Genomic DNA, 22,736 nt, shown 5'->3' on the forward strand with positions numbered 1-22,736 from the left:
GAAGGCGATCATGACCACTTCCCAGCGCATCGACCTCGGCTGGCTGCTCGACGAACTGGTCAACGGCCTGACCGACGCGCAGTCGGCGGTGCTGCTCTCCACCGACGGCCTGCTGCTCGGCGCCTCCGCGGGACAGGACCGTTCGGAGGCCGAGCGCTTCGGCGCCATGGCCTCGGCCCTGCACAGCCTGGCGCGCAGCGCCGGTCACCACTTCAAGGCCGGCGGGGTGGTGCAGACGGTCGTCGAACTGGATCAGGCGGTGCTGTTCATCACCGCGGCGGGGGAGAACGCCTGCCTGGCGCTGCTGGCCGCGGAGACCGCCGATATGGGCCTGGTGGCCTTCGAGATGAATCAGACGGTGCAGCGCGTGGGCACCCATCTGTCGGTCGACCCGCGCAGCAGTGCGGGCGGTTCGCCAGCCGGGTCCTGAACGGCGCGGCCATGAGCGATCCGCGCGAGCACTGGTACGAGGACGAGGCGGGCCCGTTGGTCCGCCTCTACGCCGTGACCCGTGGTCGCGGCCGCACCGAGCGGCCGGAGCTGACCATGTCCACGCTGGTGGTGGTCGCCGACCGCGGGCCCCGGCTGCGGCGGACCGAACCGGAGTACGCCGCCATCGAGAAGCTGTGCCGCGCACCGCTGTCGGTGGCGGAGGTGTCGGCGCACCTGCATCTGCCGCTGACCATGACCAAGGTGCTCATCGGCGATCTCATCGACGACGGCGTGGTCATCTTCCGGGCCCCGCCCACCCCGACGGGCAGCAGCGCCGATATGGGGCTGCTGCACGCCGTGCTGGAAGGCATCCGATCGCTCTGAGGCATTTCCTGTCGGCTCAGCGGGGCGTGTCAGCTCAGTTGGGCCGCAAGACGTTTGGCGTTCATATAGGCGATGGCCTCGATGGACACCATGGGGTTGACACCGGGGGCGGTGGGGAAGCTGGAGCCGTCGGCGACGACGATATTGGCGACATCCCAGGTGACGCCGTCGGGATTGGTGGCCGAGAGTTCCGGGGTGCCACCCATGCGGGCCGAGCCCATGATGTGCAGTGCGCCCATGGCGCATTGGCCCGGGCCGTAACCCGCCGCCTTGCACGCGGCGTCGAACTCGGCGAGCGAGCCGCGGGTACCGGGTTCGAAGGACACCCCGGCCTGATGCCCGGAGAAGATGCGCCGCGCGCCAGCGGCCTCCAGAATCTCTGCCGCGCCGACGATTCCGCGATGCAGGTGGGCGGCGTCGTAGTCCGACAGCTTGTACTTCACGATCGCCTCGCCGGTCTTGTCCACCTCGACGGTGCCCGAATCGCGATCGCGGGTGATGACGCCGACGGCATTCGAGCGCGCGAAATCGAGCATGGTGGAACGGAATGCGGCCGCGCCGCGCCAGCTCATGAAGCCGGTGCCGAGACCCGGATGGGTGGGGCCGGTTTCGTAGATGACGCCGTAGCCGTTGCCGTCCAGATCGGCGTGCTGACGGCTGATGCGGGTCTGCAATCCGCCCTCCCACGGCCGGATCTCCTCGTCGAAGACGCCGAAGACCGCGGCGGCGGGATGCAGGCGCAGGTGCCGGCCGATGTTCTTGTTGCGCAACCCGGAACGCCGCAGCAGGGCGGGCGTCTGGATCGCGCCCGCGGCGACGACCACCGCGCGCGCCGTGACAGTGATCTCGGCCCCGCCGGACGAGCGCCCCGAAACTGCCTCGGCGCGACCGTTCTTCACTTCGATGCGCCGGACATCGGCGTCGACGACCAGTCGCGCGCCGTGCGCGGCGGCATCGGAGAGCCACGTCTTGGCCACCGACTGCTTGGCCCCGAGGCGGCAGCCGTAACCGCAGCGACCGCATTCGACACCGGCGTCACAGGCGTCGGAGACATTGCGGGGCAGGGTGTTCACGTCCCAGCCGAGTTCGCGGGCGCCCCGCTCCAGGACGGCGTCGCGCGCCGACAGCGGCGAGCGCCGCTCGTTCACGCCGATCCGCTTCGACACCACCTCCAGAGCATCGCCGAACTCGGCCTCGGCGAACTGCGGAACGCCCAGCTCGGCCCATTCCTGGCGAACCCGGTCAGGGGTGGGCAGCGAGGTGCTCCAGTTGACGACGGTGCCGCCGCCCAGGCAGCTGCCCGCGACCAGGTTGATCTGACCCTCCGCCGACGCGGCCGGACCCGCCGCGTACATGGTGGTCAGCGCGGCGAGCTCGCCCTTGCCGAAATCCCGGTCGTCGTAATAATTTCCGCGCTCGAGCACGACCACATCCAGCCCGGACTCGGCCAGCACCGCCGCGGCCGCGCCGCCGCCCGCACCGGAGCCGATGACCACGACATCGCAAGTGAGCGTGGTGGATTCGGTGAACCGCAGCGGTTCCAGCGTGGGCTGTGGCGCGCTCACCAGCGCCCCGGCCGGCGCGGGATACCCGATCTGCTCCCACAGCGGATTCACCCCGGTCGGCCCCGGCGTCACGTTGTAGGCGAGCAGCGCCGCGCCCTTGAGCGCCTGGAAGATCGCCCGTACCGGCGCGAGCCCCGAATCGCCCAGCCGCAGCAGCGCCGCCTCCCGCCGCTCCTGCGGCAGCGCCGAGAACCGGCGCGGGCCATTGCCGGTGAGCAGCCCCACGAGCCGCGAATCCCACAGGCCCAGCAACATGGCCAGCTGCTTCTTCTCGGCCTCCCGCGGATTGCGCCCCAGGATGGAGAAGATGGTGTCGACGGTCCCGAGCTCGCTCGCCGCCGGCAGCGTCAGCCCGTCACCCGGCAGGAACGTATCGCAGATCATGCCCAGTGCGGCCCGCTGTTCGGCCGTAGGTTCCATGACGAATCCACCCTTCGTAAAGCTCGGGTGATTTCTACCACACTGTCATGAATGCATGCTCACTTTTAAGCGGGTTCAACTGGTGAAAGTGACTGAATCAGGAGTGAATTCGCAATTACATGGTGATGGCGTCGGGCAGTTCCCGCACCCCGCCGCGGTCGGCGGACTGCGCGAGCAGCGCATAGGCCCGCAGCGCCTTCGACACCGGCCGGTTCCGGTCCTTCGGACGGAACCCGGCGTCGGCTCGGCGGGCGCGGCGCTCGGCGAGCTCGGCGTCGGCCACCTCCAGCCGGAGGGTCCGGGCCGGGATATCGATGCCGATGCGATCGCCGTCCTCGACCAGGGCGATCACCCCGCCCGCCGCCGCCTCCGGGGACACGTGCCCGATGGACAGGCCCGAACTGCCGCCGGAGAAGCGGCCGTCGGTGACCACCGCGACGGAATCGGCCAGACCCCGGCCCTTCAAATACGCGGTGGGATACAGCATTTCCTGCATGCCCGGCCCGCCGCGCGGACCCTCGTAGCGGATTACCAGGACATCCCCGGCCCGCACGCGCCCGGTCAGGATGGCCTCGACCGCGGCCTCCTGCGAGTCGGCCACGACCGCCCGCCCGGCGAAGCGGTGCATGCCCGCGGCCACGCCCGCGGACTTCACCACGGCGCCGTCGATCGCCAGATTGCCGCGCAATACCGCGAGCCCGCCATCGGCCGAGAACGCGTGCGCCACATCGCGAATGACCCCGCCCTCGGCATCGGTGTCGAGGGACTCCCAGCGCTCCGACTGCGAGAACGCGGTCGCCGAGCGCCTGCCGCCGGGGGCGGCGTGGAACAGCTCGATCGCCTCGGGCGCGGGATTCGGTCCGCGCACATCCCAGTCGGCCAGCCACTGCTCCAGCGAATCGGTGTGCACCGAACGGACTTCCGTATTCAGCAGTCCGCCCCGGTGCAGTTCGCCGAGGATGGCCGGTATGCCGCCCGCGCGATGCACGTCCTCCATCAGGGCGCTGCCGTTCGGCGCGACCTTGCACAGGCACGCCACGGTGTGCGAGCGCGCCTCGATCTCGCGCAGCGTGTAGTCGAGCTCGGCCTCGCGCGCGGCGGCCAGCAGATGCAGGACCGTATTGGTGGACCCGCCCATGGCCAGATCCAGCGCCATCGCATTGTCGAACGCCGCCCGCGAGGCGATGGCCCGCGGCAGCACCGCGTCGTCGTCCTTCTCGTAGTAGCGGCGGGTGATGTCCATGACCGTGCGCCCGGCCCGCTCGTACAGGTCGCGGCGCGCGGTGTGGGTGGCCAGCGTCGAGCCATTGCCCGGCAGCGCCAGGCCCAGCGCCTCCACCAGGCAGTTCATCGAGTTGGCGGTGAACATGCCCGCACAGGATCCGCAGGTCGGGCAGGCATTCTCCTCGATGCGGGTCATGTCCTCGTCCGACACGGCGTCATTGACCGCCTCGCTCATGGTGGTGATGAGATCCAGTCGCCGCACCGTGCCGTCGGTGAGCACGGTCCGCCCGCCCTCCATGGGTCCGCCGGAGACGAACACCGTGGGGATGTTCAGCCGCATGGCCGCCATGAGCATGCCCGGAGTGATCTTGTCGCAGTTGGAGATGCACACCAGCGCGTCCGCGCAGTGTGCTTCCACCATGTACTCGATGGAATCGGCGATCAGGTCCCGCGAGGGCAGCGAGTAGAGCATGCCGCCGTGACCCATGGCGATGCCGTCGTCGATGGCGATGGTGTTGAACTCGCGCGGAATGCCGCCCGCCTCCCGGATCGCCTCGCTCACAATGCGCCCCACCGGCTGCAGATGGGTGTGCCCGGGCACGAACTCGGTGAAGCTGTTGGCCACCGCCACAACGGGTTTCACGCCGATATCGGCGCTGGGGACGCCGGAGGCGCGCATGAGCGCGCGGGCTCCCGCCATATTCCGTCCGTGGGTGACCGTCCGCGATCTCAGTTGAGGCATGGTCGAATCCTGCGCCCGCGCCGCGCGCCCGCGAAGGCGCCCTTTGTGCTGGTAGTAGAACTACCAGTAGTTACCCTCGAACCCGTGGACACCACCGCCCAGCGCCGCGCGGAACTCGCGGGCTTCCTGCGGGCCCGCCGCGCCCAGCTGGACCCGACCGCCGTCGGGCTGCCGCCGGCCGGCCCGCGCCGCCGCGGCGGCCTGCGCCGCGAGGAGGTCGCCACCCTCTCCGGCGTGAGCGCCACCTGGTACACCTGGCTCGAACAGGGCCGCGATATTCAGCCCTCCCGCCAGGTGCTCGACGCCCTGGCCCGCACCCTGCGGCTCACCCCCACCGAGCACGGCTACATCCTGTCCCTCGCCGGATACACGCCGCTGCCGGAATCCGCCGACGGCACAACCGATTCCGCGCCCGCGCACGTCCAGCACCTGCTCGACGCCCTCGACTTCCCCGCCTACGCCATCGCCCCGGATTGGCAGATCACCGGCTGGAACCGCGCCTACGCCGACCTGTACCCCAATGTCGCCACCGTCGCCCCCGCCGACCGCAACCTGTTGTGGCTGGTCTTCACCGACCCCTACGTCCGTGACCTCCTCCCGGACTGGGAGGTCACCAGCCGCCGTTTCCTGGCCGAATTCCGTGCCGAAGCCGGGCCGCGCCTGGGCGACCTCGCCCACACCCCGGCCATCCAGCGCCTCCTGGAAACCAGCGAACCCTTCCGCGCGGGCTGGCGCAGCCACGATATCGAGGGCTTCGCCTCCCGCGAGCGGGTGTTCCACCACCCGGTGCGCGGCGAACTCCACTATGAACACCACCGCCTGTCTCCCGCCGACCACCCGGACCTCCACCTCGTCATCTACACCCCGATCGCGGAGTAGCCGGAATCCGGCGCGGCGCCGGAAATGCGGGTGGACAGCCGGCGCGATTGCCGCAATGATCGCCCGGTATCGCTGTTCGAGCTCGGGGTGGATTCATATGTCGTTATTGGGAAAGTGCGCGCTGGCCATGGTGATTCCGGCGGCCGGTGCACTATTGGCCGTCGGGGCCGGGACCGCGCAGGCGGCCGGAAATCTGTACGGCGCCATCGCTGTCGCGCCGGGAACGTTCCAGGTCGGTACGGCCACCGACCATCCGACGCAGGCCGCCGCGGACGCGGCGGCCCTCGCGGCCTGCGGCAACAGTGTGTGCAAGGTCGAACTGCAGATCAAGAACAGCTGCGGGGCCGCGGTCCAGTCCGATACGCGCGGATTGTGGTTCTCCTTCCCGACTTTCAAATACGGAACCGGTGCGACGGCCGCCGAAGCCGAGGAGATGGCGTTTCGGCAGGTTCCCGCCATTACGCCGTGGGCCCAGGCATTGAGCCTGTCCTACGGCAGCTCCATGCGGATGGAGCCCTTCGTCCGCGCCACGGTCTGCACCTCGAACGCCGGATGAGGATCGAAAACATGTCACTGCTCAGCAGATTCGCGCCGGCCATGGTGATTCCGGCGGCCGCGGCCCTCCTGACCGCCGGATCCGGCACCGCCCACGCGGCGGGAGATCTCTACGGCTCGATCGCCGTCTCGACCTTCCGAGTCGGCGCGGCGGCGGACTATCCCACCCAGCACGAAGCCGACCAGGCCGCCCTCGCCGCATGCGGCGAGAGCACCTGCTACATCCCGGTCCGCATCCACAACGAATGCGGCTCGGTGGTCGAGCGCGACGCCCGCAGCCTGGGCAGCCCCATGCCGTTCTACTTCACCGGAACCGGCGCCACCGCAGCCGAAGCGGAGGCAAACGCCATGCGCATCGCCGGCCCGGAGCCCACCGGCATGCTGTTCGTCGAAATCACCAAACCGGCCTTCGTACTGGACACCATCTGCACCGCCAACGCCGGCTGACGCCGGAGCGGGTTCACCCGGGGAACTGGTGGACCCGCGTCTGCGGCACCACCGCCGGCGCCTGGACCGGCGGCGGGGTGTAAGGCTGCGTGTAGACCGGCTGCTGCGGTTGTCCGGCGGGCGTGGTGTACTCCTCCGCCGGTGGGGTGTCGTTTGCGGGCGGGTTGTCCGCCGGCGGCGGCGCCGAGGTCACCGGCGCGATACTCGGACCCGGTGCGGTGGTCGACGTAACCGGTTGTGACACACCCGCGGACGATGCCGTCGTTGTCGATGACACCGTCGTCGGCGAGGTGGTGGCGGGTGATTCGGAGTTGCCGCGCACCGCGAACGTCGCGCCGACCACCACGCCGATTCCGGTCAGGAGCAGACCCGACACCACCGCGACCCGCCGACGGCGGGCCGGAACACCGGCGGCCGCCTTCGATTCCGCGGGTGCGGGCGGGTGGGGGAGTCGCCCGTCGATCCGTTCCGCGACGTCGACCGGCAGGGGCGGTGGGTCGCGCTTCACCAGTGTCGGGTCGCGCTTCACCAGCAGCGGCGGCTCGCGGGGCGGCTCCGGATCTCGAACGACGGTCGGTATCGCGGCCTCATCCCGCGCCGGGGTGCTCGGTACCAATTCTCTCGAATTCGGCACTGGCTCGTTCGAATTCGGCACCGGTTCGCTCGAATCCGGTATCGGCCCACTTGAAACCGGTATCGGCCGTGCTGGTTCCGCGCGCACCGTTACCGCGGCGGCGTGCAGGGTTCGTGCGGCCGCCTCGGCGAGGGCGGTGCAGGTCGGGAAGCGATCCTGCGGCGACTTGGCCAGCGCGGTGGCGATCACGGCGTCCAGTTCGGCGGGTAGGTCCGGTCGCAGGGTGCGGGGTGAGGGCGGGGGCGCGGTCAGGTGGGCGGCGATGACGGCGGCCTGATCCTTGCGGGCGAACGGCTGTTGTCCGGTGAGCAGTTGAAACAGGGTGCAGCCCAAGGAGTAGATGTCGGCGCGGTGGTCGGCGGGGGCGTCGGCGAAGCGTTCCGGGGCGGCGTAGGCGAAGGTGGCGGCGATGCCGGAGAGGGTGACGGTGTCGTCGAGGGTGCGGGCGATGCCGAAATCGGTGAGGACCGCGCGTTCGCCGTCGCGATGGTCATTGGCGATGAGGAGATTCGCCGGTTTCACGTCGCGGTGCAGTACGCCCCGGCCGTGCGCGTAGTCGAGGGCGTGGGCGGCGTCGGCGAGTAGTCGCATGGCGCGCGCCGGTTCCAGACCGGCCGGATTCGCGTGCAGCAAACCGGCCGCGTCACCGCCGTCGATGTAGCGCATGGCCAGCCACAATGCCGGATCGTCGACCGCGCTGCGGTCGTATACCGGAACGATATTCGGGTGATCCAGCCCGGCGGCGAGCGTGGCCTCCCGTTCGAAGGCGGTGCGCGCTTTCGCATCCACGGTGAAGGTATCGGCGAGCACTTTCAGCGCCACCCGGCGCTGTAGTCGCGGGTGTGCGGCCAGGTAGACCGTGCCCATTCCGCCCGCGCCGAGCAGCCGCTCGATGCCGAATCCGGCGAACTCCGTCCCCGGCTGCAAACTCACTCGAATTCCTCCCCGACGCACACAGCGGGCCGCGCACCCGAATCATGCTGTGACCCTGAGAGAATCTAACGCAATCGCCGACCGCGCGGTCGCACTGTTTTTTCCACAGAATCCGCTGTCGCGCCCCCATATCGGTCAGCGGTCATGAAATGGTGGTGGTATGGTCTTTTCGCCGAGGCGGTGCACCGATGACGTCTGATGCTGAATTGGACCCCGCCGCAGTCGAGATCGGCAGCTTCTTCCCCCAGGCGCCGCGCAAGGTCTGGCAAGCCCTGACGAATCCGCCGCTGGTCGAACGCTGGCTGATGCGCTCGGTCGGCTTCACTCCCACGGTCGGAACCCATTTCATCTTCGCCGTCCCCACTCAGCCCACGGGCCCCGCCCAGCCCATCGGCGAGATCGCCTGCGAAGTCCTGGCCGCGCGGCCGGCCGAGCAGTTGACCCTCGCCTGGGTGGACCTGCGCGCCCGGTACCCCGCCCGGTGGATTGTCGACTGGACCCTCGAACCCCAAGGGCGCGGCACCCGGCTCCTCCTAACCCAGACCGGCTTCGATATCGAGGACCGCCGCCAGAAAATGGCCCGCAATGCCATGGAGCGAGCCTGGAAGTCCGCCCTGACCCGCCTGCGCGAGGTCCTGGAGAACTGAAAATCCATCGACCGGGAACTGGTGGCGGTCGCTATTCGCGATTCGCCGCCACCAATTCCCGGTGATCATTCGTCCAGCGGTTCGGCGGGGCGGCCCAGGATGCCGGGGGTTACCGAATCGATCAGGGGCCAGGCTCGGTCGAGGGGGAGGTCGATGAGGTGGTAGCGCTTCTTGCCGGCGGCGGAGGCGGCGATGACGGTGGCCACGCCTGCCCGGCGCTGCCAGAAGGTCTGGCGCACGGTCCAGCCGATAATGCCGGGGGCCTCCAGGCAGTCGCGATCGCGGTCCAGGGAACCGCTGCGGGTGATGAGCCAGGTGGGGTTGCCGTCGGCGGCGGGGATCACGGCGTGGCCCAAGCCGCGGTAGCGATCCCAGGCGAGCGCGATGGCGACGGGCACCGCGATGCACATGAGCGACCAGATCCAAGCCGGAATATGAACTCCCGCAAGGGATAGCGCCAGCAGGATCGCGGCGGCCACGGCGACCGGACCGAGGGCTCGGGTGTAGCGGCGGCGTCTCGCCGCCGGACCGTGGGCGATCAGCCCGGCGGTGACCGGCGGGGGAGCCGACAGCCCGGCGTCGTCGATGCCGGACTGCTCGTCGAGCAGATGCGCGAGCGTGTGATCCACGGCGGCGCGCGGCGCCTGGGGCAGGATCTTCTGCCGTGGATCGGTGCCGGTCATGATGGCTTCCAATTCGGCCGCGCCGGCCAAGCGCAGCAGCAGCGGCTCGTTCACGGTCGCGCCGCGCAGCCGCGCCAGGTCGAGGGTGACCTGGCGGGTGGTGAACAGGCCGTGGCGGATGTGCAGCGTCTTGCCGTCGTCCACCACCTGGAGCCGGTGGTAGGTGGCCAGATAGCGGGCGCAGGCCGCCAGGCTGACGAAGACCACCAGGGCCACGACGAGCCCGGCCACGAACGCGGCGATGGCGACCGCCCCGCGATGGCCCACGGCCTGAACGGCATTGGAGTCGAATACGACCTGGGCGATGCCGTACTGGAAGGCCAGACCGACGATGGGCGCGATAATGGCGAAGCCGGTCAACGAGAGCGGGGCGTAGCGAACCCAATTCGGTTGCCAGTGACCGATTTCCACCGGCGGCCGGGGGGCGGGCTCGGGCAGGCCGTCGGACTTCACCAGGCTCGGACCGCCCTCGCCCGGAGCTCTCTCCTCGCTTCCTGGCTCCGTAAGCCCTTGCACACCAAGTGATTCCGCCTCGCGAGTGTGCGCGAGCAGTGCGGTGCGCAGATCCGGGACAAGCCCGGCGTCGAGCGAATCGAGTTTGAACTGATCGCCGCGGTCGGCCTGCTGCCCGGTGCCGATGGACAGCACCGCCAGCCCCAGCGCCCGATGCAGCAGATCCGCCTCGACATCCACCGAGCGCACCCGGTTGCGGGGGATGGACAGCTTCTTCCGCTGGATCAGGCCGGTCCGGAGCTCGACATTGTCGCCGGTGATGCGGTACGTGGTGGTGAACCAGCGGGTCAGCGCCAGCGCGACGATGACGGCCACCGCTGCGAGGCTCCACAGGTGATTACCGCTCTGGGTGCCGGCGATCACCGAGGCGAGCAGTACCGGAATGAAGCGGATCAGCTCGTTGACGGGGTGCACCAACAGCATTCGGCGATCCAGGCGCTGCCAGGTGCTCGACTCCTCGGCCGGCGGCGGGCCCGCGGCCGGCCGCGGCGGTGCCGGATCGGTGGGATTCGGGTGTAGCGGTTCGGTCACGTCGCGTCACCCCGATGCCGGGCGGCGATCTCGGTGAGCCGGGTGACCGTGCTGCGCGCATCCTTGAGCTCGAGTGCGCTGATGTGCACGGCCCCGGCCGAGGACGCCGTCGTCACGGTGACCGTCGCCAGCCCGAGCAGCCGCTCCAGCGGACCGCGATAGGTGTCGACGGTCTGCACCCGGGTAATGGGAGCCACCCGGGACTCCTGCGTCAACCACCCGGTACGGGTGTACACCGCCTCGTCGGTGATCTCCCACCGATGCACCGCGTACCGCCACAGCGGCACCACCGCAATGCTGAAAACGGCCAGCACCAGCGCGATTCCGAACACCCACGCCTGCACCGCGCGCCGATTCGAGTCCAGCACCGCCCACACCGCCAGCCCCACGAGGGGAAACGCCCAGGACAGCGCGGCGCTGATCGCCCACAGCAGCTTCGCGCGCGGGCTGGGCCGCAGGGCCGGATCCACCATGATGCCGCCGGGTGCGGTTGGCTGGGACATGCCTGCCATGCTTGCACGATTCCGGGCCGGTGCGCGGCACATACGGAGCGCAGCGTACGGACCGGCCGGTGGGACCGGCCACATCTCGCGTCCCGCGCGCATGACCCGGCGTCGGCGCCCGCGCCCGGGCGGCGTCCGGCCGCGCATCTCCGCCCCGTGTGCGGGACCATTATTCGGGCGGCCGTGGCGGAATACTCCTCCGGTGTGCCCGGTTGCCTGCTCTTATGGCACCCGAGTCGGATCAGTCGGATGGATGGCGCATGATCGAGGACGTGACGGATCTACCGAACCCGAAGCTGCCCCCGGCCGCACGCGGTGCGTCTGCGGGAACAGAGCACGCACCCAGCCCCGCCGGTATGCGCCGGGCGCTGCGCCGGGCGCGCGACGGGGCCACGCTCAATCTCGACGAGGCGGTGGCGCTGCTGCAGGCGCGCGGCGCCGATCTGGAGGATCTGAGCGCGTCGGCGGCGCGGGTGCGCGACGCCGGGCTGCGGGAGGCCGGCTACGCGGGGGAGACGCTGCCGATCACCTACTCGCGCAAGGTTTTCATTCCGCTCACGCATCTGTGCCGGGACAAGTGTCACTACTGCACGTTCGTGACGGTGCCGGGCAAGCTGCGCGCCCAGGGCAAGGGCATGTACCTGGAGCCCGACGAGGTGCTCGACATTGCCCGCAAGGGCGCCGAACTGGGTTGCAAGGAAGCGCTTTTCACCCTCGGAGACCGGCCCGAGGAACGCTGGCCCGAGGCTCGGCAGTGGCTGGACGAGCGCGGCTACGACTCCACCCTCGACTACGTGCGCGCCATGTCCATCCGGGTGCTGGAGGAGACGGGCCTGCTGCCGCACCTGAATCCGGGCGTGATGACCTGGGAGGAGCTGTCCCGGCTCAAGCCGGTGGCCCCGTCCATGGGCATGATGCTGGAGACCACCTCCACCCGCCTGTTCACCGAACCGGGCCAGGCGCACTACGGCAGCCCGGACAAGGATCCGGCGGTGCGGCTGCGCGCGCTCACCGACGCGGGCCGGCTCTCGGTCCCGTTCACCACCGGCATTCTGGTCGGCATCGGCGAGAACCTCACCGAGCGCGCCGAATCCATTATGGCGATCCGCAAGGCGCACAAGGCCTTCGGTCACGTGCAGGAGGTGATCGTGCAGAACTTCCTGGCCAAGCACGACACCGCCATGCGCCATACCCCCGACGCCGATCTCGAGGAGTTCCGCGCCACCATCGCCGTGGCCCGGCTGCTGCTCGGCCCGAAGATGCGCATCCAGGCCCCGCCCAATCTGGTCTCGCTCGAGGAATGCCGCGCGCTCATCGCCGCCGGAATCGACGACTGGGGCGGGGTTTCGCCGCTCACCCCCGATCATGTGAATCCGGAGCGCCCCTGGCCGAATCTGGAGGTGCTGGCGCAGGTCACCGCCGACGCCGGCTACGTGCTCACCGAGCGCCTCACCGCGCATCCGAAATACGTTCTGGCGGGCCATCCTTGGATCGACCCGCGGGTCTCCAAACATGTGGCCGCGCTGGCCGATCCGCAGACCGGCCTGGCCCGCGAGGTGAACCCGACCGGCCTGCCCTGGCAGGAGCCCGACCACGACTGGGAGTCGGTCGGCCGCATCGACCTCAATACCGCCATCGACAGCGAGGGCCGGAACACCGAGTCCCGCAGCGATTCCGCGCTCGAGACCGATGGCCTGGGCGCCTTCGGCGACTGGGAGAGCATTCGCGAGCAGGTGCACGAACTGGCCGCCGCCGCCCCCGAACGCTTCGACGCCGATGTCATGTCCGCGCTGCGCGCCGCCGAGCGCGATCCGGCCGGGCTCACCGATGACCAGTACCTGGCCCTGGCCACCGCCGACGGCCCGGCCCTGGAGGCCGTGGCCGCGCTGGCCGATCAACTGCGCCGCGACACCGTCGGCGACGACGTCACCTACATCGTCAACCGGAATATCAACTTCACCAATATCTGCTACACCGGCTGCCGCTTCTGCGCCTTCGCTCAGCGCAAGGGCGATGCCGACGCCTTCAGCCTGAGCGCGCAGGAGGTCGCCGACCGCGCCTGGGAGGCGCACGTCGAGGGCGCGACCGAGATCTGCATGCAGGGCGGCATCGATCCGGAGCTGCCGGTCACCGGCTATGCCGACCTGGTGCGCGCCATCAAGGCGCGCGTCCCGGACATGCACGTGCACGCCTTCAGCCCGATGGAGGTCGTCAATGGCGCTTCCCGCGGCGGCCAATCCGTGCACGACTGGCTCGCGGCGCTGAAAGAGGCCGGGCTCGACACCATTCCGGGCACCGCCGCCGAGATCCTCGACGACGAGGTCCGCTGGGTGCTGACCAAGGGCAAACTGCCCACCTCGGCCTGGATCGATGTCATCACCACCGCGCACAAGCTGGGCATTCGCTCCAGCTCGACCATGATGTACGGCCACGTGGACAATCCCAAGCACTGGGTCGGGCACCTGCGGGTGCTGCGCGGAATCCAAGACGAGACAGGTGGTTTCACCGAGTTCGTGCTGCTGCCCTTCGTGCACCAGAGCGCACCGCTGTATCTGGCGGGAGCCTCGCGCCCGGGGCCCACCATCCGTGATAATCGAGCGGCGCACGCGCTCGCGCGGATCATGCTGCACGGGCGCATCGAGAACATTCAGACCAGCTGGGTGAAACTCGGAATCAAGGGAACCCAGTTGATGCTCAATGGCGGCGCCAACGATCTGGGCGGCACCTTGATGGAGGAAACCATCTCCCGCATGGCCGGCTCCGAACACGGATCAGCGAAGACCGTCGAGGAACTGACCGAGATCGCCACCGGAATCGGCCGTCCGGTCCGGCAGCGCACCACCACCTATGGTGTGCCGCCGCATCGCCCGCCGGTTTCGCTGGTGGTTGGATAGACCGAATCCACCCAAGTTAGGGCAGGCTGACCAGTAGTAATGTTGGGGCGTCGGGATACTGTTTCGCCGGGCCGGGAGACTTGTTCCGCCACGCGGAGCGACCCCACATGTGAGGACAGACTAGGAGAGCGGCAGTGCCGTACATCATCGCTGAACCGTGCGTTGACGTGAAGGACAAGGCGTGCATCGAGGAATGCCCCGTGGACTGCATCTACGAGGGCGGCCGCATGCTGTACATCCAACCGGACGAGTGCGTGGACTGTGGTGCATGTGAACCGGTCTGCCCGGTGGAGGCGATCTTCTACGAGGACGACACCCCGGATCAGTGGAGCGGTTACGTCAACGCCAATGTCGAGTTCTTCGACGACCTCGGCTCGCCCGGCGGCGCCACCAAGGTCGGCAAGGTCGACTACGACCCGCCGTTCATCGCCGCGCTACCGCCGATGGCCTCGGAGTAAGCGGACTTGAGCGCGCGTGGCCGGGTCAGTTCGCTGCTGCCCGATTTCCCCTGGGACACCATTGCTTCGGTGAAGGCGAAGGCCGCTTCGCATCCCGGCGGCCTGGTGGATCTGTCCGTCGGTACCCCGGTCGATCCGGTGGACCCGCTGATCCGCGCGGCCCTGGCCTCGGTGGCGGAGGTGCCCGGCTACCCGACCACGCACGGTACGCCCGAATTGCGTGCCGCCGTGGTGGAATCGCTGAAGCGGCGCTTCGGCATCACCGGCATCGACCCGGCCGCCGTGCTGCCGGCCATCGGCACCAAGGAACTCATCGCCGGACTGCCGCGGCTGCTCGGCCTGGGCCCGGACGATCTGGTCGTGATCCCGGAAGTGGCGTACCCCACCTACGAGGTGGGCGCCCTGCTGTCCGGCTCCCGCTATGTGCGCGCCGACGGCGTGACCCAGCTCGGCCCGGAGAAGCCGGCGCTCATCTTCCTGAACTCGCCGTCCAATCCCACCGGCAAGGTGCTGGGCGTCGAACATCTGCGCAAGGTGGTGGAATTCGCCCGCGAGCGCGGCGCGGTCCTGGCCTCCGACGAGTGCTACCTGGGCCTGCCCTGGGAGGGCCGCGCGGTGTCCATCCTCGATCCCGAGGTCTCCGACGGCGACCACACCGGCCTGCTGGCCATTCACTCGCTGTCCAAGACCTCGAATCTGGCCAGCTACCGCGCGGGCTTCGTGACCGGCGACCCGGCGCTCATCGCCGAACTGCTCGAGGTGCGCAAGCACTCCGGCATGATGCTGCCCTTCCCCATCCAGGCCGCCATGACCGCGGCCCTGGGCGACGACACCCACGAGGCCCAGCAGCGCGAGCGCTACCGCGCCCGCCGCGAGGTGCTGCGGAAGGCCTTGCTGGCGGCGGGTTTCCGCATCGACGACTCCGAGGCCGGCCTGTACCTGTGGTCCACCCGCGGCGAGCCCTGCCGCACCACGCTGGACTGGCTGGCCGAGCGCGGCATTCTCGCGGCCCCCGGCGAGTTCTACGGGCCCCGGGGCGCGGAGCACGTGCGCATTGCGCTGACAGCCACCGATGAGCGCATCGCGACCGCTGCTGAGCGTCTGACCAGCTGATTTTCAGTAGCCATCGGGTCCGTGCTACTGTCTTCGACGTTGCAAGGCCCGGTGGCCTGAATACTTCAAGGCCCTGTGGCGCAGTTGGTTAGCGCGCCGCCCTGTCACGGCGGAGGTCGCGGGTTCGAGTCCCGTCAGGGTCGCACATCAGAAGAAAACGAAGTCCGGTCGCTGCTGCGGCCGGACTTTTTTCATTGTTCCGCAAAACTGACGCACGCGCGCTTCACAACATCTATAACAGGTTCTCATTGCACACTCGATGAGGAGCCTTTCAGTGCGTGGATTCGTTTACGAAAACTCTGGTAAGAGCCATTATGGCCATAGCGTCAGCCGCCGGGGGTTCCTAGCTGCAACGAGTGTCATTTTTGGGGCTGCCGTGCTGGGTCGCGGGACGCCCGCGCGGGCGCTGCCGACCAAACAGCTCGCCGACGGCGATCGGGTGCCCGCCCTCGTCATCGGCAGTGGCTACGGCGGCGCGGTGGCCGCGCTGCGGCTGGCCCAGGCCGGAGTCGACGTCGCCGTCGTCGAGATGGGCATGTCGTGGACCGCGCCCGGCTCCGACGGAAAGATCTTCTGCGGCATGCTCAAACCGGATGGCCGCTCCTTCTGGCTGCGCAACCGGACCGACCAGCCCATCTCCAATTTCGCGGGCGGCGACTACAACAAGGACATCCAGAAGTACACGGGCGTACTGGATTCCGAGAAGTTCAGCGGCATCCGCGTCTACCAGGGCCGCGGCGTGGGCGGCGGATCGCTGGTGAACGGCGGTATGGCCGTCACGCCGAAGCAGGAGTACTTCGCGGGCATCCTGCCCTCGGTCGACGCCGGCGAGATGTACTCCACCTACTATCCGCGCGCCAATGCCGCCCTCGGGGTCAATAACCTCGACCAGAGCTGGTTCGAGACCGCCGAGTGCTACAACTACGCGCGCGTCGGCCGCAAACATGCCGAGCGCTCCGGCTTCGCCTGGACCTTCGTGCCGAATGTGTACGACTTCGGGTACATGAAGCTGGAGCAGGCGAATCAGGCCACCCGATCGGCGCTGGCCTCAGAGGTCATCTACGGCAACAACTACGGCAAGAACTCCGTCGACAAGACCTACCTCGCCGACGCGGCGGCCACCGGCAAGGTGGGCATCACGCCCATGCACCAGGTCACGGCCGTCTCGCCGACCGAGGGTGGGTACAAGGTCGAGATGAAGCAGCTCGACACCAGCGGCGCGACCGTGGCCACCAAAGCGGTTGTGGCGCAGCGCGTCTTCTTCGCCGCGGGCAGCGTGGGCACCAGCAAGCTGCTGGTGTCGATGAAGGCGCAGGGCAAACTGCCCGACCTGCCGGACACGGTCGGGTCCAACTGGGGCAACAACGGCAATGTGATGGTCGCGCGCGCCAATCACATGTGGGACGACACCGGCAGCCTGCAATCCTGCATCCCCTGCCTGGGCATCGACAACTGGGCCGATACCGCTGGTCCGGTTTTCGCGGAGGTCTCGCCGATTCCGGCCGGGCTGGAGACCTTCATCAGCCTGTACCTGGCCATTACCAAGAATCCCAACCGCGGCAAGTTCACCTTCAACTCCGGGACCGGCGGCGTGGACCTGAACTGGCAGACCGGCTGGGCGCAGCCCAGTATCGATGCCGCCAAACGCGTCTTCGACAAGATCAACAAGAAGGAGGGGACCATCTACCGGACCGATCTCTTCGGTCTCTACAAGACCTGGGGCGACGACTTCACCTATCACCCGCTCGGCGGTTGCGTGCTCAACCAATCCACCGACAATTACGGGCGGCTGACCTCCTATCCGGGGCTGTACGTCATCGACGGGTCCCTGATCCCGGGCAGCACCACGGTGAACCCGTTTGTCACCATCACCGCGCTGGCCGAACGCAATATCGAGCACATCGTCGCTACGGATTTACGGTAGCCGCCCGGAAGCGCCGGAAGGAGCTGGCGCGTTCGTCCCTCCTGGGCGGCAAAGTTCGCGATAGCCTGGGTTATGGACGCTGTCACGGTTGTCCCCGCCCCGACCAATGAACCGGTGCACACCTACGCGCTCGACAGCCGGGAACGAGAGCTGCTGTCGGCCAAGCTCGCTGAACTCTCCGCCGCCTCGGTGGACGTGCCGCTGGTGATCGGCGGCAAACATCAGCCCGGCACCGGCGAGCGGTTCGACATCACCATGCCGCACCGGCATCGGCAGGTGCTGGGGACGTATACGAACACCACACACGACGAGGGCCGGGCGGCCATCGAGGCCGCCACGGCCGCCGCGCCCGGCTGGCGCGCGCTGCCCTTCGAGGAGCGCGCCGCCGTCCTGCTCCGGGCGGCGGATCTGCTGGCCGGGCCGTGGCGGGAAACCATTGCCGCCGCAACCATGCTCGGCCAGTCCAAGACCGCGCAGCAGGCCGAGATCGACGCACCCTGCGAACTGGTGGACTTCTGGCGCTTCAATGTGGCCTTCGCCCGGGAGATCCTGGCGCAGCAGCCGGAATCCACGGCGGGCGTGTGGAATCGGATGGACTACCGGCCCCTGGAGGGGTTCGTGTACGCCATTACGCCGTTCAACTTCACCGCCATCGCCGGGAACCTGCCCACCGCACCGGCCCTGATGGGCAATACGGTGGTGTGGAAACCCTCACCTACGCAGACGCTTTCGGCGTACTACACCATGCGGCTGCTGGAGGCGGCGGGCCTGCCGCCCGGCGTGATCAATATGGTGACCGGTGACGGGGCCCAGTTGTCGGAGATCGCGCTGACCGATCCGCGGCTGGCGGGCATCCACTTCACCGGATCCACCCGCACCTTCCAGTTCCTCTGGCAGACGGTCGGCGCGAATATCGGCCGCTACCACGGCTATCCGCGGCTGGTCGGCGAGACCGGCGGCAAGGATTTCATTGTCGCCCACCCCTCGGCCGACCCGGATGCCCTGCGCACGGCCCTGATTCGCGGAGCCTACGAGTATCAGGGCCAGAAGTGCTCGGCCGCCTCCCGCGCGTATATCGCCAAGTCCGTGTGGCGCAGTATGGGGGAGGAGTTCCTGGCGCAGGTCGAGGAGCTCACCTACGGCGATATCGCCGATCTGTCGAACTTCGGCGGGGCGGTGATCGACAAGCGCGCCTACGACAAGAATGTGGCGGCCATCGCCAATGCCCGCAGCCGCGGCCTGACCATTCCGGCGGGCGGCGTCTACGACGATGCGGAGGGCTGGTTCATCCGGCCCACCGTGCTGCTCAGCGACGATCCCGGCGACGAATCCTTCGCCACCGAGTACTTCGGCCCGGTGCTGTCGGTGCACGTCTACGACGACAGCAGTCCCGACAGCTTCGCCGCCATGCTCGCCACCGTGGAGGCCACCTCCCCGTACGGGCTCACCGGCGCGATCTTCGCCCGCGACCGGCACGCCGTCGAACACGCAACCACCGCACTGCGTTTCGCGGCCGGCAACTTCTACATCAATGACAAGCCCACGGGCGCGGTGGTCGGGCAGCAGCCCTTCGGCGGGGCGCGCGCCTCCGGCACCGACGACAAGGCGGGCTCGCCGCTCAACCTGCTGCGTTGGGTGGCCCCGCGCACCCTCAAGGAAACCTTCGTCCCGCCAACCGATTACCGCTATCCGCACATGGAGACGCGATGAATCCGCTGCGGCCGGTCATTCTGGCCGCGGCGAACTCGCCGCGACTGAAGCGGGCGGTCACGCGCACTCCGCTCACCGCCGCGGTGGTGCGCCGTTTCGTGGCGGGGGAGACGCGCGCCGACCTGGCGCCGGTGGCGCGGGAACTGCTGGCGAGCGGCCGCATGATCAGCGTGGACTTCCTCGGCGAGTACACCACCGAGCGGTCCATGGCCGATGCCGCTGTGGCGGAATACGTTTCGCTCATCGACGAGCTGGCCGCCCTGGAAGCGCCCGATACCGCGGTGCCGTGCGTCGAGGTCTCGGTGAAGCTCTCCGCGCTGGGGCAATCCCTCGGCCAGGACGGCCCGGCCATTGCCGTGGAGAACCTGCACAAGCTGTGCTCCAAGGCCGACGAGTCGCGCGTCTGGGTGACCGTCGACGCCGAGGACCACACCACCACCGAGGAAACCCTCGAGGCGGTGCGTCAGCTGCGCACCGAATTCCCCTGGCTGGCCGTGGCCGTGCAGACCTATCTGCGCGCCGCCGAGGATCGCCTGCGCGAGCTCGCGGCGGCGGGCACCCGAATCCGCTTGTGCAAGGGCGCGTATCAGGAACCGGAGACCGTCGCCTTCCAGCGCGCCGCCGAGGTCGACGCCTCCTACCTGCGCTGCCTGGACGTCCTCATGCGCGGCAAGGGCTATCCGATGATCGCCTCGCACGATCCGGCCATGATCGACGCCGCGCTCACCCTCGCGGCCGAACAGCACCGCACCCCGGCTGATTTCGAGTTCCAGATGCTGTACGGCATCCGCGACGCCGAACAGCGCCGCCTGGTGAGCGAGGGCCACGGCCTGCGCGTCTACGTCCCCTACGGCGGCCAGTGGTACGGCTACCTCATGCGCCGCCTCGCCGAACGCCCGGCCAACCTGGGCTTTTTCCTGCGCGCCCTGGCCGACCGGAGCTGACGGCTCAGACCAGCGGGCGGCCCAGGCGGCGGCGCAGTCGCATATCGGCCAGATAGAAGTTGAAGGGGAACAGGCGGATTGTCGTGGGCATGCGGGTCCAGACCGCGGAGATCAGGCGCAGCAGGAAAGTGAAGGCGCGTTCGTCGCGGGCGGACCAGGACATGTTCATCTGATCCCGGAGATGCTGGGGCAGTAGCGCGGTGACGATGAAACGGTGCAGGCCGCCGAGTAGGAGTTGCAGCGGCAGCGGCAGCATCTTCAGATCCGCCAGATCGTTGAAGTACTGACGGGTCGCGGCGTCGATCTCGCGGGTGGCAAGGTGCTCCTCCCAGTACGCGTAGAACGCGTCGCGGCTGACCGGCCACATCTCCTCGCGCATCTGCAAGGTGGTGCCGAGCCGGGAGCTGTACTGGTAGAAGGCTTCCGCCGCCTCCGGATCCATGGGTCCGCGCATGCGCAGCAGCAGGTCGTCCACGCCCCAGTACAGGCAGGCCGCCACCCACAGCTGCAGGTTGGGGTCGAAGGCGTTGTACTTGACCGGGCTGCCGGGCTTGGTCCGGATGCTCCGATGCGAGGTGTTGACGGCCTCGCGGTAGTCCTTGCGGTCGTTCTCGTCGCCGAGCCAGGCGACGGCCAGATAGGTGAGGGTGGTGCGCAGCCGCTTGATCGGGTGCAGCGTGACCTTGCCGCTGTCGACATCGCTCTCCATGACACCGTAGCCGACCGGCTTGTGCGAGAGCTGCATGATCACATTGGCGGCGCCGCCCAGGAAGGCGGCAATGCCGTCGAGGTATTCGCGGGCGCTCTCCGGGGTAATGGGCTCATAAGTGCCAACCGGACGGTATTCATCAGAGTTACGCAGGGCGGCGGTCATCGTTGACTCGACTCCTCGTCGTCACTCCTCGCCAGTGAGGAGAGTGTGAGAATATTCGCCTCTCACCCTCTCATCGCGGTGGGTGCGTGTCAATGTGCGATGATTGGTGCCTCATCGTATCTTCGCGACCGGAAAGGGCTCGGACCATGGCCAAACTGGCCAAACTGCTCCCGCTCGTGCGCGGATCCGGCCCCGAGGACCGCAATCAGGCGAAGGTGCTCGATGCCGCGCTCATGGCCTTTCTCGACTTCGGCATCAAGCGCACCAGCATGGTCGAGGTGGCCCGGCGCGGCGGACTCTCGCTGGCCACGCTGTACCGGCGCTACGCCGGCAAGAACGATCTGATCCAGGCCGTCGGGCTGCGCCAGGCGCGGCAGTTCATCGCCGAGGCCGATGCCGCCATCCGGGCCGAGGTCGAGCGCGATGCCAGCGCCGAGGACCAGATCGTCGCCCTGTTCATCGCCTTCGCCGAGGGCTTGCGCGGCAATGCGCTGCTGGATCGCCTGCTGAAGACCGAACCGGAGATCGTGCTGCCCTACCTCACGGTGCAGGGCGCGCCCGTCATCGAACTGGGGCGCGACTACCTCGCCGAGTTCATCGCCCGCTTGCAGGCGGAAGACAAACTGCCCGAATACGATCCGCTGCCGCTGGCCGAGATGATCGCCCGCGCGGCGCTGTCGCTGGCGCTCACGCCGCAGACCGTGATCCCGCTCGACGATCCGGCGGCATTGCGCCGGTTCGCCCGCGACCACGTGGTGCCCGGTTTCCGGATCGGCTGAGCCGGAACCGGTTTCGCTTCAGACCAGGCGCAGGCCGAGACGGCGGCGCACGCGCATGTCCAGCAGATAGAAGTTGAGCGGGAAGCTGCGCACCGGTGTGGGCAGGACCGATTCGGCCGCCCCGAGGGCTTTCAGAGTCGTCGCGAGCAGCCGATCCTGCCGCGGCGACCAGGTCGCGCCCATCTCATCGCGCAGATGCGGTGGCAGCAGCCCGATCACGAAGAAGCGGTGCACGCCGCCGAAGGCCAGCTGGAAGGGCCGGGGCAGCATCTTCAGGTCGATGAGATCGTCGAAGTAGGCGCGGATCTTGGGATCGATGACGGTCTTGGCGAGGTTTTCCTCCCAATACCGGTCGAAGGCAACGCGATTCGCGGGCCACATCTCCGGGCGCATCTGCAGGGTGGTGCCCAGCCGGGCGGCGTAGTGGTAGAAGGCGTCGGCATCGGAGTCGGTCATGGGCCCGTGCATGCGCTCGTACAGATCGCGCGCGCCCCAGTACAGGCAGGCCGCCACCCACAACTGAAGGTTCGGGTCGAAAGCGTTGTACTTCACCGTACTTCCGGCGCGGGAGCGCACCTGCTTGTGTGAGGTGTCGACGGCCTCGCGGTAGGCCTCGCGCTCCTCGTCGCTGCCGAGCATGGCGACCGCCAGATAGGTGACGGTGGTGCGCAGCCGCTTGATCGGATGGATCATCACATTGCCGCTCTCCACCGGCGATTCCACCACGCCATAGCCGACCGGCCGATTGGAGAGCTGCATGATGACATTCGCGGCGCCGCCGAGCAGGCCGACCGCGCCATCGAGGAACTGCCGGATATCGATGGGCGGCGTATTGCCTGCTGCGTATTCGGGTGTTGCGCGAAGCGGCCTGGTCATCGTTGACCACATCCTCGAGTGAGAAGGTTATATACAAACTTTCTTACCCACTCGGCTCGCCTGTCAACCGAC

Annotated in this window: 20 protein-coding genes and 1 tRNA gene; 14 read left to right on the plus strand and 7 right to left on the minus strand. The window is 68.6% G+C overall.

Annotated elements, in window-relative coordinates; all coding sequences use genetic code 11:
• Positions 1-10 precede the first annotated feature (10 nt).
• On the plus strand, positions 11-430 hold the full coding sequence (locus ACFVIV_RS18365; RefSeq protein ID WP_379197700.1) for a roadblock/LC7 domain-containing protein: 420 nt from the start codon (positions 11-13) through the stop codon (positions 428-430).
• Positions 431-441: 11 nt separating this feature from the next.
• Entirely contained in the window at positions 442-816 is a 375-nt protein-coding gene (locus tag ACFVIV_RS18370; RefSeq protein ID WP_379197702.1) for a DUF742 domain-containing protein, read from the plus strand.
• Positions 817-845: 29 nt separating this feature from the next.
• Here ACFVIV_RS18370 and ACFVIV_RS18375 read toward each other — a convergent pair whose 3' ends face one another.
• Positions 846-2,801: a GMC family oxidoreductase N-terminal domain-containing protein gene (locus ACFVIV_RS18375; RefSeq protein ID WP_379197703.1), complete on the minus strand. Its 1,956-nt coding sequence runs from the start codon at positions 2,799-2,801 to the stop codon at positions 846-848.
• Positions 2,802-2,916: 115 nt separating this feature from the next.
• Positions 2,917-4,767 (minus strand): dihydroxy-acid dehydratase, encoded by a 1,851-nt coding sequence (gene ilvD, locus ACFVIV_RS18380; RefSeq protein WP_379197705.1) that lies wholly within the window; start codon positions 4,765-4,767, stop codon positions 2,917-2,919.
• Between the two features lie 84 nt (positions 4,768-4,851).
• Here ilvD and ACFVIV_RS18385 point away from each other — a divergent pair, with 84 nt between their 5' ends.
• From ACFVIV_RS18385 to ACFVIV_RS18395, 3 genes are all read left to right on the plus strand, one after another.
• Positions 4,852-5,646, plus strand: coding sequence for a helix-turn-helix transcriptional regulator (locus tag ACFVIV_RS18385; protein ID WP_379197707.1), 795 nt, complete (start codon positions 4,852-4,854; stop codon positions 5,644-5,646).
• Positions 5,647-5,743: 97 nt separating this feature from the next.
• Positions 5,744-6,202 carry a DUF4189 domain-containing protein gene (locus tag ACFVIV_RS18390; RefSeq protein WP_379197709.1) on the plus strand — a complete coding sequence of 153 codons (459 nt, stop codon included), beginning with the start codon at positions 5,744-5,746 and terminating at the stop codon, positions 6,200-6,202.
• Positions 6,203-6,213: 11 nt separating this feature from the next.
• Positions 6,214-6,648: a DUF4189 domain-containing protein gene (locus tag ACFVIV_RS18395; RefSeq protein ID WP_379197711.1), complete on the plus strand. Its 435-nt coding sequence runs from the start codon at positions 6,214-6,216 to the stop codon at positions 6,646-6,648.
• A gap of 13 nt (positions 6,649-6,661) precedes the next feature.
• On the opposite strand, the gene ACFVIV_RS18400 is transcribed toward ACFVIV_RS18395, so the two are convergent.
• The gene (locus ACFVIV_RS18400; RefSeq protein WP_379197713.1) at positions 6,662-8,215 is read right to left on the minus strand and encodes a protein kinase; all 1,554 of its coding nucleotides are present in this window, start codon (positions 8,213-8,215) and stop codon (positions 6,662-6,664) included.
• A 188-nt stretch (positions 8,216-8,403) separates the two neighbouring features.
• Here ACFVIV_RS18400 and ACFVIV_RS18405 point away from each other — a divergent pair, with 188 nt between their 5' ends.
• Positions 8,404-8,862, plus strand: a complete 459-nt coding sequence (locus ACFVIV_RS18405; RefSeq protein WP_379197715.1) for an SRPBCC domain-containing protein — start codon at positions 8,404-8,406, stop codon at positions 8,860-8,862.
• 65 nt (positions 8,863-8,927) lie between these two features.
• Here the strand turns inward: ACFVIV_RS18405 and ACFVIV_RS18410 are convergent, their stop codons facing one another.
• Positions 8,928-10,481 carry a PH domain-containing protein gene (locus tag ACFVIV_RS18410; RefSeq protein ID WP_379197874.1) on the minus strand — a complete coding sequence of 518 codons (1,554 nt, stop codon included), beginning with the start codon at positions 10,479-10,481 and terminating at the stop codon, positions 8,928-8,930.
• A 104-nt stretch (positions 10,482-10,585) separates the two neighbouring features.
• Positions 10,586-11,092, minus strand: a complete 507-nt coding sequence (locus ACFVIV_RS18415) for a PH domain-containing protein (RefSeq protein ID WP_379197717.1) — start codon at positions 11,090-11,092, stop codon at positions 10,586-10,588.
• A gap of 260 nt (positions 11,093-11,352) precedes the next feature.
• On the opposite strand from ACFVIV_RS18415, the gene ACFVIV_RS18420 reads away from it, so the two are divergent.
• From ACFVIV_RS18420 to ACFVIV_RS18450, 7 genes are all read left to right on the plus strand, one after another.
• Entirely contained in the window at positions 11,353-13,986 is a 2,634-nt protein-coding gene (locus tag ACFVIV_RS18420; protein ID WP_379197719.1) for a bifunctional FO biosynthesis protein CofGH, read from the plus strand.
• A gap of 134 nt (positions 13,987-14,120) precedes the next feature.
• Complete coding sequence (fdxA, locus tag ACFVIV_RS18425; protein WP_029931437.1) at positions 14,121-14,444, plus strand: ferredoxin; 324 nt, start codon at positions 14,121-14,123, stop codon at positions 14,442-14,444.
• Between the two features lie 6 nt (positions 14,445-14,450).
• Positions 14,451-15,557, plus strand: coding sequence for a succinyldiaminopimelate transaminase (gene dapC / locus ACFVIV_RS18430; RefSeq protein WP_379197721.1), 1,107 nt, complete (start codon positions 14,451-14,453; stop codon positions 15,555-15,557).
• Positions 15,558-15,626: 69 nt separating this feature from the next.
• Positions 15,627-15,700, plus strand: a tRNA-Asp gene (locus tag ACFVIV_RS18435).
• A gap of 116 nt (positions 15,701-15,816) precedes the next feature.
• Positions 15,817-17,481 (plus strand): GMC oxidoreductase, encoded by a 1,665-nt coding sequence (locus ACFVIV_RS18440; RefSeq protein ID WP_379197723.1) that lies wholly within the window; start codon positions 15,817-15,819, stop codon positions 17,479-17,481.
• 72 nt (positions 17,482-17,553) lie between these two features.
• Entirely contained in the window at positions 17,554-19,191 is a 1,638-nt protein-coding gene (gene pruA / locus ACFVIV_RS18445) for an L-glutamate gamma-semialdehyde dehydrogenase (RefSeq protein WP_379197725.1), read from the plus strand.
• Positions 19,188-20,135 (plus strand): proline dehydrogenase family protein, encoded by a 948-nt coding sequence (locus ACFVIV_RS18450; protein WP_379197727.1) that lies wholly within the window; start codon positions 19,188-19,190, stop codon positions 20,133-20,135. Before pruA ends, ACFVIV_RS18450 begins: the two co-directional genes overlap by 4 nt.
• A gap of 4 nt (positions 20,136-20,139) precedes the next feature.
• Here the strand turns inward: ACFVIV_RS18450 and ACFVIV_RS18455 are convergent, their stop codons facing one another.
• Positions 20,140-21,009: an oxygenase MpaB family protein gene (locus ACFVIV_RS18455; protein WP_379197729.1), complete on the minus strand. Its 870-nt coding sequence runs from the start codon at positions 21,007-21,009 to the stop codon at positions 20,140-20,142.
• 146 nt (positions 21,010-21,155) lie between these two features.
• Between ACFVIV_RS18455 and ACFVIV_RS18460 the strand changes: the two genes are divergently transcribed.
• On the plus strand, positions 21,156-21,788 hold the full coding sequence (locus tag ACFVIV_RS18460) for a TetR/AcrR family transcriptional regulator (protein WP_379197731.1): 633 nt from the start codon (positions 21,156-21,158) through the stop codon (positions 21,786-21,788).
• Positions 21,789-21,806: 18 nt separating this feature from the next.
• Here ACFVIV_RS18460 and ACFVIV_RS18465 read toward each other — a convergent pair whose 3' ends face one another.
• Entirely contained in the window at positions 21,807-22,664 is an 858-nt protein-coding gene (locus ACFVIV_RS18465; protein ID WP_379197733.1) for an oxygenase MpaB family protein, read from the minus strand.
• Positions 22,665-22,736 lie beyond the last annotated feature (72 nt).

This window comes from Nocardia sp. NPDC127526, assembly GCF_042672265.1.
Lineage (GTDB): Bacteria > Actinomycetota > Actinomycetes > Mycobacteriales > Mycobacteriaceae > Nocardia.